This window comes from Streptococcus sp. HMSC078H12 (assembly GCF_001814615.1).
GTDB lineage: Bacteria > Bacillota > Bacilli > Lactobacillales > Streptococcaceae > Streptococcus > Streptococcus salivarius_F.
This window is the reverse complement of the sequence record NZ_KV817316.1, coordinates 194,559-209,256: the sequence shown is the minus strand read 5'-3', so window position 1 is coordinate 209,256 and position 14,698 is coordinate 194,559. Positions and strand designations below refer to the sequence as shown.

The following is a 14,698-nucleotide window of genomic DNA, read 5'->3' as shown; positions in this document are numbered from 1 at the left end:
GTTATTTCTTTACTTTCTTGCGTGATAATGTCTACTTAGCTGATCCCTAAATCTCATACAAGAGCTCTATACCTTCCTGCTGCCAACGCTCAACTAGAGCATCTCGGCTAGATTGGTCAAAGGCAAAGGCGATACCACAGTCGCCACCTCCAGCTCCAGAGGACTTAGCAATGGCATCGAGTCCTTGCTCTGCTTCTTTGAGTTTTTTCAGCTTGTCCACATAAATATCTGGACTCAGTGATTCCAACTGGTCACTGACAGTTTGAAGGCTGCTCTTAAGCAAGTTCTTATCTCCTGTTTCCAGAGCCTTGATGGCAACTTGAACAGCAACTTCGGTTTCACCTAGATACTTGCTTGATATACGAGATTTGGCCATCTTAACCATATCTTTTGAGATAGCAGCTTGCTTGGTCCACCCCACCAAAAAATGAGCTTTGAGAGCTGGCACTACAGGTCTGATACGATATCCCCAGTCTTTCTCCAAAAGTTCTGATAGAGTCATTTGGTCTATAAGCTCTGCTATTTTTGCACGGTCAAAAGAGCGATAGGAAACCAGATCCTCGTATACGATACAAGCTAGGTCCCCCATAGAACCGTTGTCTCCTTGTTTGAGGAGGGTGTAACTAGCTAATTTAAAGAGAATGTCTTCGGACAAGTCTTTCTGCAGAGCCGCTGCCAGGGCCTTGAGGGTCAATACCACAACTGAACCTGATGAGCCAATGCCAAATTTAACACCATCTCGCTCCAACTTTCCAGTAATTGAAAGGTCCAGAGCGGGCAAGTTCTCACCACAATAGGCTTCAAAAGTATTCAAAGCCTCTTGAATGAGGGCATAATTTGCGTCTGGCTCACGGTTAACACTATAGTCAAACATATCAGAAGATAGCTGTGTGCTTGGTGCTTCCTTGACCTCTGCTGACATAAAGATAGGGATAAACTGGATTAGGGCTGTCTGCCCAGCTGTTAGGACTGAGTATTCTCCAGCAATGTAGAGTTTTCCGCCAGTTTTTACCCTGGCTCGACTGACCGACTGCTTAAGCATCTGGCAACTCCTTGGTGCGTGAAATAATGACCTGATAGTCCTTACGGAAGTGGTCAGCTAGGCGGTCCAGGTCTTCTTCCAGACAAAGCACCTTAACATTTGGTCCTGCATCCATTGTGAAATAACATTGCTCACCAGAAGCACGGAGAGCCTTAACCTTGTCCATAGCCTGATAGGAAGCATCCGTCAGATATGAAAATGGAGGGTTTGCCGTACTTGTGGTTTGGTGCATACGAAGGGCATTGGCTTCAGTGAGTTCACCGACCGCTTGGAAATCATTAGCCTTGAGGTAGCCTAACATATCCTTGTAATCTTGCTCAGACTGTTTAATCCAGTCTGGGAAGGATGTCGATGTTTCAGTACACAACTTCATACCATCACGGCTTGATACGGGTTTCTTTTGATCTGTCAAAACCAGCATAATCATGGCCAATTTGAGGTCTGTTTCAACTTGGTAAACCTCTCCGCTATCCTTGTCCCAAGCTGCCAATGGTCCAAAGAAAGAACGTGATGATGAGCCTGAAGCAAACTTGGCAATTTGAGCCAATTCAGACTGCGTTTTTCCTACTTGGAAGAGCTCGTTAGCTGCCTTGACCAAAGCTGAAAGGCCAGAGGAACTTGAGGATAGACCAGCAGCTGTCGGCATGTTGTTCCAAGTTTCAATCTTGACATGTTGGTTAGGATTTGTACGGAAGAGGTATAAGACCTTGCTGGCCTTGATTGTTTCTTTTTCCCCTTGGAGCTCGTCATCGATATACATGACATCTCCAGTCGCATCCTCAGGCAGAAAAGACAACTTGGTTTCCGTATACATATTCTCCAAAGTCAGTGAGATACTGCTGGTTGAAGGAATCATACGCTCCGCATCTGCCTTACCCCAGTATTTGACAATAGCAATATTTGCGTACGATTTGACGCTTACAGGCTTTCTATCCACGTGTTTACGGCTCCTTTTTCTTGAAGTTTTTTAGCAATCGTTTGGGCTTGGTCCTTGGTACTTGTTAGGGCAATAATACAGCCACCAAGTCCTCCGCCTGACATCTTAGCTCCCAGTGCACCATGCTCTAGAGCAGTTGCTACCAGAAGGTCGGACAGGTCACAAGACACGCCTAAAGATTTAAGGTGATTATGGGCTTGAGACATGAGCTGACCAAGAAGCTTTTGATCCTTGGCTTTGAGGGCTCCTTCCGCCTTCTGACTTAATTCTCCCAATCGGTTAAGGTCTGACAAGGCATCTAGTCCAATAGCCTCTACTTTTTCCACGGCCTCACGGGTATTTCCATGGATGCCCGTATCAGCAATGACCAGATAGGCACCCAGATTGACCTCGATTTCCTTGAAACCAATATTCCGCGTAAAACTAATGGCTTGGTCACTCAAGCAGGTCTTGGCATCTAAGCCACTAGGTTTACTATGGGCAATGGTCTCTGCCTGATGAACCAGCATTTCCAAGGTCTCCTGGCTAAGCTCCTGGTCAAAATAATCAAAAACCGCACGAATAGCCGCAATGGCCACTGCAGCAGATGACCCCATGCCACGCTTTTCAGGGACACTAGACGAAATATCATAACTGATAGGCTGGTTCTTGATTTTCAGATAGTTAAGGGCTGAAAAAATCGCCATAGTCAAGGGATCTTGAGCCTTGAGTGTCAAAGGAGTCTCAGCCGCCTGAATCTGACAGACAACCTCAATATCCTTAAGAGGGAGAGCAAGGGCAGGATGGCCATAAACAACCGAGTGCTCCCCCATCAAAATAATCTTACTGTGGGCCTTGCCCACTCCTACTTTCTTAGTCATAAGCTATACACACTCACAGACCAGTTGGTATACGAGTATCTTTCTAAGTTTTTCATACAGTTTCTAGTGGTGACTCAAGGTCTATCAACCTCCCTGAGTAGATTAAGAGCACCAATCTAAGGAATTTTCCTATGTCACTTCTATCTTATCATCAAAGCGCAAAAAAAGCGACATCTAACCTAGAGTGTCGCTTTGCATTAGAGATATGTTTCCAAAAAAAGAGCCTCTCGGCTCTTTTCATTTTAAATCGCAAACAAATCGTTTAGGTTTTCAGCCATAGTTGGGTGAGTAAAGATTTGTTTAGCCAAATCTGTGTATGGAATGTGATGATTCATAGCTAGGGTAATTAGATTGATAATTTCATGAGATTCTTGACCAAAGAGGGTCACTCCCAAGATTTCCTTAGTTTCAGGGTTTACCACAGCTTTGAAGGCACCACGCAAATCGCCATTAACATGACCACGAGGCATACCAGCAACTGGAAGTTCCTTGACAGCAACCGGTCCACCTGCTGCTCTGGCTTGGTCTTCAGTAAGACCAACTTGTGCCAAAGGTGGGTTGAGGAACATAGCAGTTGGAACAGCTCCACGTGTTTCAAGGTTATAGCTGCCATCACCAGTTAGGTAATTAAAGACAATACGGAAATCGTCTAGTGAGATATAGGTAAATTGAAGACCACCATTAACATCACCAACTGCAAAGACACCAGGAACACTTGTTTCCAAATGTTTATTGACCTGGATACCACCGCGCTCAGTCAAGGCGATATCAGTATTTTCCAAGTGAAGAGGTTCGATATTAGGCTTGCGTCCTGTCGCATAGAGGAGTGCATCAAAACGGAACTCGCCTTTGTCAGTAACAACGACAACTTCATCACCGTCATTTTTCACTTCGGAAGTTTTAACACCTTGCTCAAAGACAATGCCGTCCTCTTCCATGTATTCCTTGGCCAACTTAGCAATAGATGGCTCCACACGTGGCAAGAAGCTAGTCGCTGCATCCAAGACAGTCACTTGACTTCCCAAACGGTTATAAAGGCCAGCAAATTCAAGACCGATATTACCACCACCTAAGACACCTAAACGTTTTGGTAAGGCTTTGAGGGTTTGAATACCAGTTGAATCGTAAACATGCTTAGTTGTTGTCAAGCCAGGAATAGGCAAGACATTAGACACGGCACCTGTATTGATGACAATAGTCTCAGCTGTTAGCTCTTGGCGGTCATCACCAGCCACTACTTCAATAACCTTATTTGACACAAAATGTGCCTCTGCATCAATGACATCAACGCCATTGTCTGCCAACATTTTATAATTCTTAGCATTAAGACGACCAGTCACTGCACCACGTTCTTTCATGGTATCGTCAAATGACCAGCCCTTCTCAGCCGCAACAATCATAGTCTTAGTTGGGATACAAGCAATATTAATGCAAGTACCACCATACATCGCTTTACTGCGCTCGATGACAGCAACTTTCTTACCAGCTGCATTCATCTTAGCAGCCAGAGTTTTACCGGCTTTACCGAAACCGATAACAATCAAATCATAGTTTAACATTTCTGTATCCTCCTATCTATTGCCATTCTATCATTTAATTTTTCAGACTGCACATATCTGATCCGTAAATCAAAAAGGGGAAGTTTAGTAACCTCCCCCTAGTTCAATATAGAAGCTAAACTGTAAGACTTTAAAATAGTCTAGCTAGAAATAACTACTTTTTAGACTCACCCCATTTTCCTAATCACATAGAGGGAAACGAATCATAAAGCTACTCCCAACATCTTCTTTAGACTGAATATCAAGTTCTGCCCGGTGTAACTCTGCAATATCTTTGACAAAGGATAAACCTAACCCAACACCACTATTGAGCGATTTGTTTCGAGAATCTTCGACCTGATAAAAACGGTCCCAGATTTTATTGAGCTGGTCTTCTGAGATACCAATACCATCATCTGCCACTTTTAAAAGAGCCTGATTGTCCACCCTTTCAAGAGTAATGGAAATACTAGTACGAGTAAATTTCATAGCATTACTCAGCAGATTATCTAGCATTCGGATGACAAGTAACTTCTCACCCTTTATCCATAAATTGGGTTCAATAGCTACTTTAAAATCAATAGCTGATTCTGCCCACTTTCTTTCTTGTGCCTGGCAATATTCTGATATCAGGCTTGACAACGATAATCTTTCTAAATCATTCCAATTAAGCTTCTGAGTTTTAGACAACTCCAAAATTTGCTCCGTCATATTTTTCATTAATTTCGCCTGACGGTTTATGATAGTATGGGATTCTTTGGATTCTTCCAGACTATCAGCATATTTCGAACCAAACTCACTTTCAGACAAGATGACAGAAAGTGGTGTTCTAAGTTCATGAGAAACATTTTGATTAAACCGCTTTTCTTTCTCAAAAGTCGACTGGACCGATGATATCATGTCATTAAAAACTTTGGTCAATCGTGTCGTTTCAACATAAGACAGCTTATAAGAAGAGGAAACACGTTTAGTGTAGTCTCTACTTTCTGTAATCTCTTCCGCCATCTGAGTCACATCTTTAATTGGCACAAATGCACGTTTTAAAATTCGACGTCCTACCCATGCCATACCAAGAATTGAAATGGGAGCAAGAATAGCTATCGAAATTAAAAACAAGGTTAATTCCTTACTCAGTCCAGATGCGGTTCGCACACCACGAATCCACTTTCCTTTCTTGGCATTATAAACATCGTAATAATAATAGTTCATTTGTGAACTGCTATAGGTAGATAATTTACCAGACTTAAAGGAAGCATTCGCATCAAAATCACTTGGGAGTGCCCCTTTTTCAAACTCCTTATTTTGATTGTAGAGTGCAAAATAGATACCATCATCAAAGGATTCAAAATCATCAAGATCCGTAGACAATTCTACCGTTTCTTGTTCCAACTCACTTCGTGATTCATAGTCAGACCAAGTTCCTGATATGATAAAAGAGGCTACAAACATGACAATGAATAGTAAGGAGACAAACACTGTATACCAAAGTGTTACCTTCGAAATTATAGAGAGTTGTTTAGTCTGATTCTTCATTTTTGAAAACATAGCCCATGCCCCTCTTTGTCTGAATAATTGACGGATTCCCCAATTTCTTTCGAATATTCTTGACTAGCACATCAATGATATTCGATTCTCCCACATAATCAAAATCCCAAATATGCTCTCTAATTTGCTCCCGACTTAAAACAATATTCGGGTGTCTAACCAGGCATTCAAGAAGTTCAAATTCCTTAGAGGTTAAGTCAATCAGCTGGCCATTTTGAGTCAACGTTTTTTTCACAAAATCTAGACAATAGTCTCCAAAAACCACACTACTGGTTAGATTTTCCCTATTATCTCTTCGAAGCATGACACGAATTCTAGCTAACAATTCATCGAATTCAAAAGGTTTTACGAGATAGTCATCTGCACCAGCATCCAAACCCGTCACCTTGTCTTCTAGTGTATCTTTTGCCGTTAACAACAAAATCGGTGTCTTAATATGATGATTTCTCAAGTAGGACAATACCCCCAAACCATCTAATTTAGGCATCATAATATCTGAAATAATCACATCATACTGTGAAACTTTGATGTAATCCAATGCCTCTTGACCATCATAAGCCGAATCAACACTGTATTTTTGTGTCTTTAATAATTTCACTATGCTTCGGTTCAAGTCAACTTCATCTTCAATTACTAATATTTTCATAGACATCTACTCTCACTCTCTTATCCCATATTATATCATGTTCGTATGAAAAATCTCGGCTAGTAAAGGACTAGTCGAGATTTAGATTTTTAATAACTAAAATTAATCTTTTTCTGTTTCAATGTCTTCTTCTACAATTTGGCCTGTATTAGCATCAAGTTCAAGATCAATCTCTTTCTTGCCCTCAGTTAGACTAACGTCATAGACAAGTGTATTATTCTCAACATCTAATTGCAATTTTTCAATAGTAGACTTAGGATATTTAGATTTAACCTGACTTTCAGCACCAGCTAAATCAATCTTATAACTAGCATTAATCAATTGCTTATCATCCTTATCCTTGGTCAAGTCTTTCGTTTTAGACTTCAAGACATCCCCTGTCTGACCATCAATTTTGTACTCCTTCTCATTTTGACCATCAAGAATAGTAATTTCAAAAACAGTTTTTCCAAACTTAGCCTCTTGCTCATAACCGATTACCTGACCACTTTTTGATTCATTGAGAGCTTTTTCTTTGGCTTGGTCTACCGTCAAACTTGATTGGGTAGTTGACCCAGTACTTTTAGTAGCTTTAGCAGTATTAGCAAACACTACTACTGAACTACATGCGAGACCAAGTGATGCAAGTGTGATAACTGTTTTTTGTTTAATTGTTTTTTTCATGATATGTTCCAACTTTCTTTTTTATTAACTTATCAAGTTTCTCTTGATGATTTTATTTTAGCTAAGAAAGATGAATCTAAAATGAATAAATAACTTTTTTACTATTTTTTTTGATTTTTTTAGAGAGAGTAAGTGGTTAGATTTATTTTTATGAGTTTGCTGCCTAAGCATTCTTTCGCAGAAATTCTAATATCATTTTATTAAATTGATTACTTTCAATAAAGGCCGCGTGCCCCTGTTTGCTAAACTCATAATAGGAAGCTTTTGGAATGCTATTTGCAAGTTCCCTTGCACCACCCACACCCAGAACTAAATCGTTTTTGGCTCCCAAGACAAGAGTCGGGCAGGTGATTTTATCAAGCGAACTATAGCAATCAAAGGCTAGAATTGACTTGGCTAAACCAACAAATCGATGGCATTTTTCCTTGCTTACAGACCTCAAAAATAATCTGTTAATCACATATAATTTCTTTAAAACAGGTGACGAAAATGATTTACTCATCGAATCCTTATTTAGCTGGTCCATATCACCATTTTCTGCCATCTCTATCCACCCTCCAATGGTTTCTCTACTGATATCATTATTTCGAGAGAATGTCAGAGCTAACACCAGACTAGTTACCTTTTGAGGATACTTGATAGCAAATAGCTGAGCAATCATACCTCCCTGTGATATGCCTATGATAGAAGCATTATCAATATGTAATTCTTGAAAGGACTGATAGAGGTCATCCGCCATATCCTCAATAGAAACGCCTTCTTCGATGTGGTCCCTTCTATCAAAAATATAGACCGTATACTCCTTAGCGTATCGATAAAATAGCGAGTAAATGGCAAGGTTGGACATATCACCTAATCGTTGCAAACTTAATCCCGTAATGATAATAAGAGTTTTGTCTCCCTTACCAAAAGTGACATAATCTACACCTTGGTCCGACAAATGATTTCTTTGAATGGTAAACATTATCTACACACTTTCTATTGTAAGATTTAAGTAGTATCATGCGTCCGGGGCATTATTTGATGCCATGATGATAATACTTACCAAGACAACAAAGGTAACTTGCCAAAGAATGAAGGCCATGAAATCCCCACCTTTAAAAATAAGCAGGTCACAAAGTAAAATAGCCAACAGCACAGCATTTTTTCTAAAAAGTTGGTCACAGTTTTTCCAAAAAGTCTCAAAAGAAATATTGGCTCCTATCTTACGAACAAACTTCACATGATAAATAATCTCAACCAGAGATGCCACAGCTACTGTAGTTAGCAGTTCGGTCAAAGAGACATCCATACGAAAACCAAAATAAAGAACGACAAGCTGAGAGAAAATAATTACTGTGATCACACGAATATGGTTGGCCACGATAAAACCTCCTAATGGCAAACATGAATAAAATACCTTATAGATACTCATTACTGCCCTTAATATGTCTACTCATTATAGCATAAAATAAGAGCAAAATTAGAAAAATTCTAACAGTTTCGGCTTTGTAGCATTTCTTGTCTCAGACCACAAAAAAAGAGTCAACCAAATCATGGTGCGACTCCTCTTTGTTTATGCTAAATAATCTATTTATGCCAATTCATCAATTGATGTATACTCTCTGTCTAAGCCCTTTGCAACCGGTTTGCTAGTAATATGACCTTGGTAGGTTGTAACCCCTTGACGCAGACCTTCGTCGTCGTTAATGGCTTTTCTGAATCCTTTTCCTGCAAGGGCTTCGATATAAGGCAAAGTGACATTGGTAAGGGCAATAGTTGATGTACGTGCTACAGCTCCTGGGATATTGGCAACGGCATAGTGAAGAACACCATGTGTTTCATAAACGGGCTCATCGTGAGTGGTCACGCGATCCGCAGTTTCAACAACCCCACCTTGGTCAACGGCAACGTCAACAATAACTGAACCTGGACGCATTTGTTTAACCATATCGTTAGTAACAAGTTTCGGTGCTTTAGCACCTGGGATAAGAACAGCACCGATAACCACGTCAGCATCTCGGACACTCGCTTCAATATTGAGCGGATTTGACATAAGTGTTTGAATTTGGCTACCAAAGACCTCTTCAAGGACAGACAAACGTTTAGCACTGATATCAAGGATAGTCACTTGAGCTCCAAGTCCAAGGGCAATGCGGGCTGCATGTGTCCCTACGACACCACCACCGATAATAGTCACTTTCCCTTTAGGAACACCAGGTACCCCACCTAGGAGAACGCCAGAGCCACCCTCTTGTTTGGTCAAGAAGTGAGCACCGATTTGAACGGCCATACGTCCTGCAACTTCACTCATTGGAACCAAAAGTGGTAGGTGACCTTCTTGGCTACGTACTGTTTCATAGGCCACACCTGTTGTCTTAGCATTGACCATAGCATCTGCCAATTCTGGAGCTGCTGCCATGTGCAAGTAGGTAAAGAGTAAAAGATCCTCACGAAGGAAGCCATATTCTGCTGCAAGAGGCTCCTTAACTTTAACCACAAGCTCAGCTGCCCATGCTTCTGCAGCAGTTGCAACGATTTTAGCACCTTGATTGGCATAATCTGCATCCGCAAAACCAGAGCCAAGGCCTGCATTTGTTTCGATTAACACGACATGTCCCTTAGCCACAAGACTTTGGACACCTGCAGGCGTTAGAGCCACACGGTTTTCGTTATTTTTGATTTCTTTTGGAATACCAATTAACATACGTTTCTCCTTATTCGGAAGTTATAAGGTCAAACATCAAAAAGATGACTTGACCACTCCCTATCTATTTTTGAAATGATAACGCTTTCATTTTATCTAAAAAACTCAAAAATAGCAAGTGAAAAATCTTCCCTCCCTTTCTAAGTCCTGAAATCTTGCTTCTAAAATACGACAAAAGAACCCAACCAATCGGCTGGGTTCTTAAGTGTAAACTAAATGATCAAAAGATTTTTTCTCCTTAAGCACGTCCTCCTTTTCAATATCAAAAGTAGTACCAATTTAAAGTTCTTAAGCTTTATTTAAAACTCTTAACAAAATAATCAAAGAGTCCTTGGTCTTTTAAGAGCTTATGTTCCAAGAGAAACTCAGGATGCCACTGAACACCTATAAATGGGGCGTCAGTGAAGCTCTCAACTCTCTAACAAGCTTTTCATTACTGGTAATACCGATTAAGGGAATGGTCATTTGCCTTTCTCCTTAAAATAGTCAAGTAGGAAAAGGGCGTTTTCCACATAGTAATTCACAGCTACTGGCAAGGCCTCATCTTTCACAAGGAAATCATCATGGTGCCAGTCTGGTGCATTTTCTTCACCATTTGAGCCAACAAAGGCAAAGACTCCTGGTATTTCCTTTTGATAGGCCGCAAAGTCTTCGCCCCCTGTTGATGGCAGCGTTTCAATCACTTCTGCAAAGGCCTTAGAATTTTCAAAGATGAGTGGTGTGAGTGTCTGGTCATTGTAGGTCACGTAAGGTGAATTACCCCAAGTAATGTCAACTTGAGCACCAAACTGATTCGCTGTCGTCTGAACAACTTTTTCAAAGCGAGCAATGACATCTTCACGAACCTTAGGCTCAAAGGTACGAATCGTTCCTTCGAAAAATCCCGATGCCGGAAGGACATTCCAGGTATTTCCAACTTCGATATGAGTGACTGACAATACAGCCGATTCAAAGGGCGATACCGTACGAGCAACAATCTGTTGTAAATTGTTGATGATGGTCGTAGTGACCAAGACCGTATCCACACCCAAATCAGGACGGGCAGCATGGGACGAAACACCTTTAACATCAACCCTAAACTGCTCCACACCTGCCATGATAGCTCCCGAACGAAGACCAATCTGACCAGGTTTCAAGTGAGGATTATTGTGATAACCGATGATAGCTGACACACCGTCAAGACCACCCGCTTCAATGACCTGATAGGCCCCTTGGAAATTTTCCTCGGCTGGTTGAAAAATCAAGCGAACAGTCCCCTTAAGCTCTGCTTCTCTCTCTTTTAAAAGCTGAGCAGCTCCAAGTAGAGAGGTCTGGTGAAAGTCATGACCACAGGCATGCATGGCCCCATTGTCGCTGGCATAAGGAAGTCCTGTCTTTTCCTTGATCGGTAGGGCATCAATATCAGCACGCAAAGCAATAATCGGATGACCTGACCCAATCTCAGCGACGAGTCCCGTCTTCAAGGGATAATTTAAAGGCTCAATACCTAGATTTTTCAAATAACCTTTCAAAAAGACTGTCGTCTCGTGCTCCTCCTCAGAAACCTCTGGATGTTGGTGAATCTGATGACGTGTCTTTGCTAAATGATTATAAAATACTTCTGTCATAATGAACCTCCCTCTCTGATTAGACTTGGTCATTGCTCCTGACTTACTTCAGTTCTCAATCGAATTGATACCATCATACCACCAGAAACAAGGCTTGAGAAATTAAAAAAACTTATGGAATGCCATAAGTTTCACTTATACCCCTAGAAAAGACCGTCGTTATGGGCCTTACAGTATTAAGCCTCCTGATAGGATAGACCTATCAGGAGATTGAAAGTTCCTATCATAGCTTAATAAGAAGAAATGACTAGCCCAAATAAGTACGCAAAATCACTTTTTCCGCTTCCGTTAAGGCTCTGTAGGATCCTACTGCTATCCCTTCATCAAGCTTAAACGCTCCAAAAGAAATACGCTTAAGATAGGTCACCTTGACGCCATAAGCCAAAAACATCTTTTTCACTTGATGAAACTTACCTTCTGAAATCGTAATTCTAGCACAGCTCTTGTCACTCGCAGAATTTAGAATTTCTAGCTGAGCTGATTGACAAACAGTACCATCCTCAAAGACAACACCGGATTCAAAAAATGCAGGTGCATCAGGCCCCAGAATATCATTAACCTCAACGTAATAAGTCTTAGCCACATGATAACGTGGGTGAAGCAGGGCAAATCCCAAGGGACCATTGTTAGTAATCAGCACCAATCCTTCCGTATCTCTATCCAATCGCCCAACAGGATAGAGGCCGTCTCGCTGATCTTCAGGCTTAATCAGATCAATGACTGTTTGGTGTTCCTTGTCCCTTCGAGCTGACACCACCCCTGACGGCTTATTCATAAGGTAGTAGACTTCTGGGGCATGCTCCAGTTCCTTACCAGAAACCGTAATAGTTTGAAGACTAGCATCCACATTAAGATTATCTTGTTCAGCCAAGATGCCATCCACGTATACCTGACGGCTACGAATAAGCTTCTTGACTTGATTGCGAGAACCATAGCCCGCCTGTCCTAATAATTTATCTAAACGCATAACCCTATTGTACCACGGATAAGCTTGGTCTAGCAGACTAAAAAAGCCCACCTCACATGGTAGACTTATCCATTATTAACACTTACACATTCACGTGGAAGATATGCCCGACCAAGAAGGTTACAAGCATGGTCAAGAGTCCTACTGTCAAGTTACGCAACATCGCTTGTTTAACAGGTGCTTTTCCGAGCTTGGCACTGATATAACCAGTCAAGAGCAAGGTAAGGGCAACCACGACCACTGTTACAGGAATACGGTAAGGCTCTGGGAAAAGCATGATAGCTAGTGCTGGTGGCAAGGAACCCACTGAAAAAGCAAAGAAACTTGATACGGCAGCATGCCATGGATTGGTAATTTCATCCAAGTCCACTCCATATTTTTCCTCAACTAAGACCTTGATAGGATTTTTACTGAAGGCTTGATTGACCTTGACTTCGGCTGCTGTTTCGCAATCCCCCTGACTGAGGAAGGTTTGGTACAAACTCTCTCTAGCTGCTTCAGGTGAGCGATCCAGGAGAGCTTGTTCCTTAGCGATGGCAGCTTCTTCGGTATCTTTTTGCGTTGAGACACTGACATATTCGCCACCGGCCATCGAAAAGGCACCGGCAAAAATCGCTGACAAGGCAGAAATCAAGATGAACCAAATGTTAGATGTCGCACTGGCCACACCGATAACCACTCCTGCAATGGAAATGATGCCATCATTGGCACCCAAAACACCAGCTCTCAAAATATTTAAACGTTCTGCAAAATTCTTATCTTCCAATTTTCTTACTCCTTATTTAGAATGATTCTAAAAAGTATTATAACAGTTATTTAGAATGATTACAAATAAGAAGTTTAAAAAGTAGAATTTTTAAGGTTTACTCCAGTCACACGCAAACTCCAAAGCTAATAAAGCCACCTTATCTTTTTCATCTAAATCCTCATGACTAGATAAGGTTCGGATATCCCATTTTTCTTCAGAGAGGTGGTCTGCCGCGTAGAAGAAATGGCAGAGCTCAAAGCCTCTATAAGCTGCTAAAGCTGCCACTGCTGAACATTCCATATCCACACAGATGGCTCCTGCTTCCTTTCGTCGCTTCATCTTGTCGATGGTTTCCCGGTACGGTGCATCTGTCGTCCACACTTTTCCTGACTGATAGGAAACCTTGTGGCTTTCCAGAAAGGCTTGGAAGATCGGAAGGGTTTTCTTGTTTACTTCCACTTCATCACTAGCTGGAAGATAGTGGTAACTGGTCCCCTCGTCGCGAAGAGCAGCTATTGGAATGATGATGGAGGTCGCTTCGATATCTCGATCTAAAACTCCACAGGTCCCAAAAAGAACGAGCTTTTCCATCCCAAATTGAATTAGGTCCTCAATAATCCCCACACAGGAAGATGCCCCAACGGGTGCATTAAAGGCACCAATCTGTTGGTCTCCAATAGTGATCCCATAGACCACGACTTCAAAATTAGCCATAGAGGTTCTTGCAATGACCTCATGGTCATAATTCTCAAGGAGGCGAGCAAAAGTTACTCTTGAAAAGCAAGAGATGACAACTTTGGGAAATCCTTCAATTGGTTCGTGTAAGTCTTGTGGATTGATAATCGCTTGTCTATTATCATCAAATTCAGTTAGTAGCATACGTGACCTCCTTAGGTTTTAGGACCCATTATAACACAAAAAAATCAGACCAAAAAGAACGGTCTGATTCTATCACTATTTATTCTTCATTCTCCAAATCGTCCAGCTGTTTTTCAAGACGTCTTCTCTCATATCTTCCCAGTGCTGTGAGAGCCCAATTCATAAAAAAGACAAAGGGAATATACAAAATATAAGTAAGTGGCCAAGCCATGAGATATCTAGGATCCAGGGGATTATTATGATAGACATTGTGGTTAAACTGATAGTTAGCTGACATTATCATAAGAGTGATAAGCGCAGTCACCAGTAAACAACCTAAGACTGTCATTCCGGAACCCCCAAATGTGTTAACACTAAGTCGTTCAGATCTATAAATAGACCAAATCCATGCTATAAACAATGGGAAGGCTAAGTAATTAGAGGTAATAACCCCCTTGTTAAAGAAGGAACTATAGACCAAGCACGCAAGCGTCCCAGCAATCATTATGTAAAAACATTCAGCACCAACTTTATTATTTAGAGCTTCTTCGCGTTCATCTGTAACTTTATTATTAACAAGCTTAAATTTCATCATCTTTAC

At 41.3% G+C, this 14,698-nt stretch carries 15 protein-coding genes; all 15 read right to left on the bottom strand.

The window, feature by feature from the left end; genetic code table 11:
* Positions 1-46: 46 nt before the first annotated feature.
* Positions 47-1,042 (bottom strand): phosphomevalonate kinase, encoded by a 996-nt coding sequence (locus HMPREF2979_RS02385; RefSeq protein ID WP_070654947.1) that lies wholly within the window; start codon positions 1,040-1,042, stop codon positions 47-49.
* Positions 1,035-1,979 (bottom strand): diphosphomevalonate decarboxylase, encoded by a 945-nt coding sequence (mvaD, locus tag HMPREF2979_RS02380; RefSeq protein ID WP_070654944.1) that lies wholly within the window; start codon positions 1,977-1,979, stop codon positions 1,035-1,037. Before mvaD ends, HMPREF2979_RS02385 begins: the two co-directional genes overlap by 8 nt.
* The gene (gene mvk / locus HMPREF2979_RS02375; RefSeq protein WP_070654943.1) at positions 1,961-2,839 is read right to left on the bottom strand and encodes a mevalonate kinase; all 879 of its coding nucleotides are present in this window, start codon (positions 2,837-2,839) and stop codon (positions 1,961-1,963) included. Before mvk ends, mvaD begins: the two co-directional genes overlap by 19 nt.
* Before the next feature lie 242 nt (positions 2,840-3,081).
* A complete protein-coding gene (locus tag HMPREF2979_RS02370; RefSeq protein ID WP_061652258.1) occupies positions 3,082-4,398 on the bottom strand; it encodes an FAD-containing oxidoreductase in 1,317 nt (438 codons plus the stop codon).
* 180 nt (positions 4,399-4,578) lie between these two features.
* Positions 4,579-5,766, bottom strand: coding sequence for a sensor histidine kinase (locus HMPREF2979_RS02365; protein WP_261787281.1), 1,188 nt, complete (start codon positions 5,764-5,766; stop codon positions 4,579-4,581).
* Positions 5,767-5,893: 127 nt separating this feature from the next.
* Positions 5,894-6,568, bottom strand: coding sequence for a response regulator transcription factor (locus HMPREF2979_RS02360; protein ID WP_037602124.1), 675 nt, complete (start codon positions 6,566-6,568; stop codon positions 5,894-5,896).
* Positions 6,569-6,670: 102 nt separating this feature from the next.
* Complete coding sequence (locus tag HMPREF2979_RS02355; protein WP_037602048.1) at positions 6,671-7,231, bottom strand: PepSY domain-containing protein; 561 nt, start codon at positions 7,229-7,231, stop codon at positions 6,671-6,673.
* Positions 7,232-7,394: 163 nt separating this feature from the next.
* Positions 7,395-8,195 carry an alpha/beta fold hydrolase gene (locus tag HMPREF2979_RS02350; RefSeq protein WP_070654941.1) on the bottom strand — a complete coding sequence of 267 codons (801 nt, stop codon included), beginning with the start codon at positions 8,193-8,195 and terminating at the stop codon, positions 7,395-7,397.
* Positions 8,196-8,231: 36 nt separating this feature from the next.
* On the bottom strand, positions 8,232-8,594 hold the full coding sequence (locus HMPREF2979_RS02345; protein ID WP_261787280.1) for a hypothetical protein: 363 nt from the start codon (positions 8,592-8,594) through the stop codon (positions 8,232-8,234).
* Between the two features lie 210 nt (positions 8,595-8,804).
* Positions 8,805-9,917 carry an alanine dehydrogenase gene (gene ald, locus HMPREF2979_RS02340; RefSeq protein ID WP_037601550.1) on the bottom strand — a complete coding sequence of 371 codons (1,113 nt, stop codon included), beginning with the start codon at positions 9,915-9,917 and terminating at the stop codon, positions 8,805-8,807.
* Between the two features lie 461 nt (positions 9,918-10,378).
* A complete protein-coding gene (locus HMPREF2979_RS02335) occupies positions 10,379-11,524 on the bottom strand; it encodes an amidohydrolase (protein ID WP_070654937.1) in 1,146 nt (381 codons plus the stop codon).
* A gap of 247 nt (positions 11,525-11,771) precedes the next feature.
* Entirely contained in the window at positions 11,772-12,491 is a 720-nt protein-coding gene (locus HMPREF2979_RS02330) for a 16S rRNA pseudouridine(516) synthase (RefSeq protein WP_070654935.1), read from the bottom strand.
* An 82-nt stretch (positions 12,492-12,573) separates the two neighbouring features.
* Positions 12,574-13,257, bottom strand: a complete 684-nt coding sequence (locus tag HMPREF2979_RS02325) for a VIT1/CCC1 transporter family protein (RefSeq protein ID WP_070654933.1) — start codon at positions 13,255-13,257, stop codon at positions 12,574-12,576.
* 90 nt (positions 13,258-13,347) lie between these two features.
* On the bottom strand, positions 13,348-14,118 hold the full coding sequence (locus HMPREF2979_RS02320; protein ID WP_070654931.1) for a nucleoside phosphorylase: 771 nt from the start codon (positions 14,116-14,118) through the stop codon (positions 13,348-13,350).
* A 79-nt stretch (positions 14,119-14,197) separates the two neighbouring features.
* Positions 14,198-14,692, bottom strand: coding sequence for a DUF6773 family protein (locus tag HMPREF2979_RS02315; protein ID WP_070654929.1), 495 nt, complete (start codon positions 14,690-14,692; stop codon positions 14,198-14,200).
* Positions 14,693-14,698: the final 6 nt, after the last annotated feature.

Bases quoted from the DNA above. Each gene is read 5' to 3' on its own strand.
- HMPREF2979_RS02385 (WP_070654947.1), bottom strand. From the start codon at position 1,042: ATGCTTAAGCAGTCGGTCAGTCGAGCCAGGGTAAAAACTGGCGGAAAA.
- mvk (WP_070654943.1), bottom strand. From the start codon at position 2,839: ATGACTAAGAAAGTAGGAGTGGGCAAGGCCCACAGTAAGATTATTTTG.
- HMPREF2979_RS02370 (WP_061652258.1), bottom strand. From the start codon at position 4,398: ATGTTAAACTATGATTTGATTGTTATCGGTTTCGGTAAAGCCGGTAAA.
- HMPREF2979_RS02360 (WP_037602124.1), bottom strand. From the start codon at position 6,568: ATGAAAATATTAGTAATTGAAGATGAAGTTGACTTGAACCGAAGCATA.
- HMPREF2979_RS02355 (WP_037602048.1), bottom strand. From the start codon at position 7,231: ATGAAAAAAACAATTAAACAAAAAACAGTTATCACACTTGCATCACTT.
- HMPREF2979_RS02350 (WP_070654941.1), bottom strand. From the start codon at position 8,195: ATGTTTACCATTCAAAGAAATCATTTGTCGGACCAAGGTGTAGATTAT.
- ald (WP_037601550.1), bottom strand. From the start codon at position 9,917: ATGTTAATTGGTATTCCAAAAGAAATCAAAAATAACGAAAACCGTGTG.
- HMPREF2979_RS02335 (WP_070654937.1), bottom strand. From the start codon at position 11,524: ATGACAGAAGTATTTTATAATCATTTAGCAAAGACACGTCATCAGATT.
- HMPREF2979_RS02330 (WP_070654935.1), bottom strand. From the start codon at position 12,491: ATGCGTTTAGATAAATTATTAGGACAGGCGGGCTATGGTTCTCGCAAT.
- HMPREF2979_RS02320 (WP_070654931.1), bottom strand. From the start codon at position 14,118: ATGCTACTAACTGAATTTGATGATAATAGACAAGCGATTATCAATCCA.
- HMPREF2979_RS02315 (WP_070654929.1), bottom strand. From the start codon at position 14,692: ATGATGAAATTTAAGCTTGTTAATAATAAAGTTACAGATGAACGCGAA.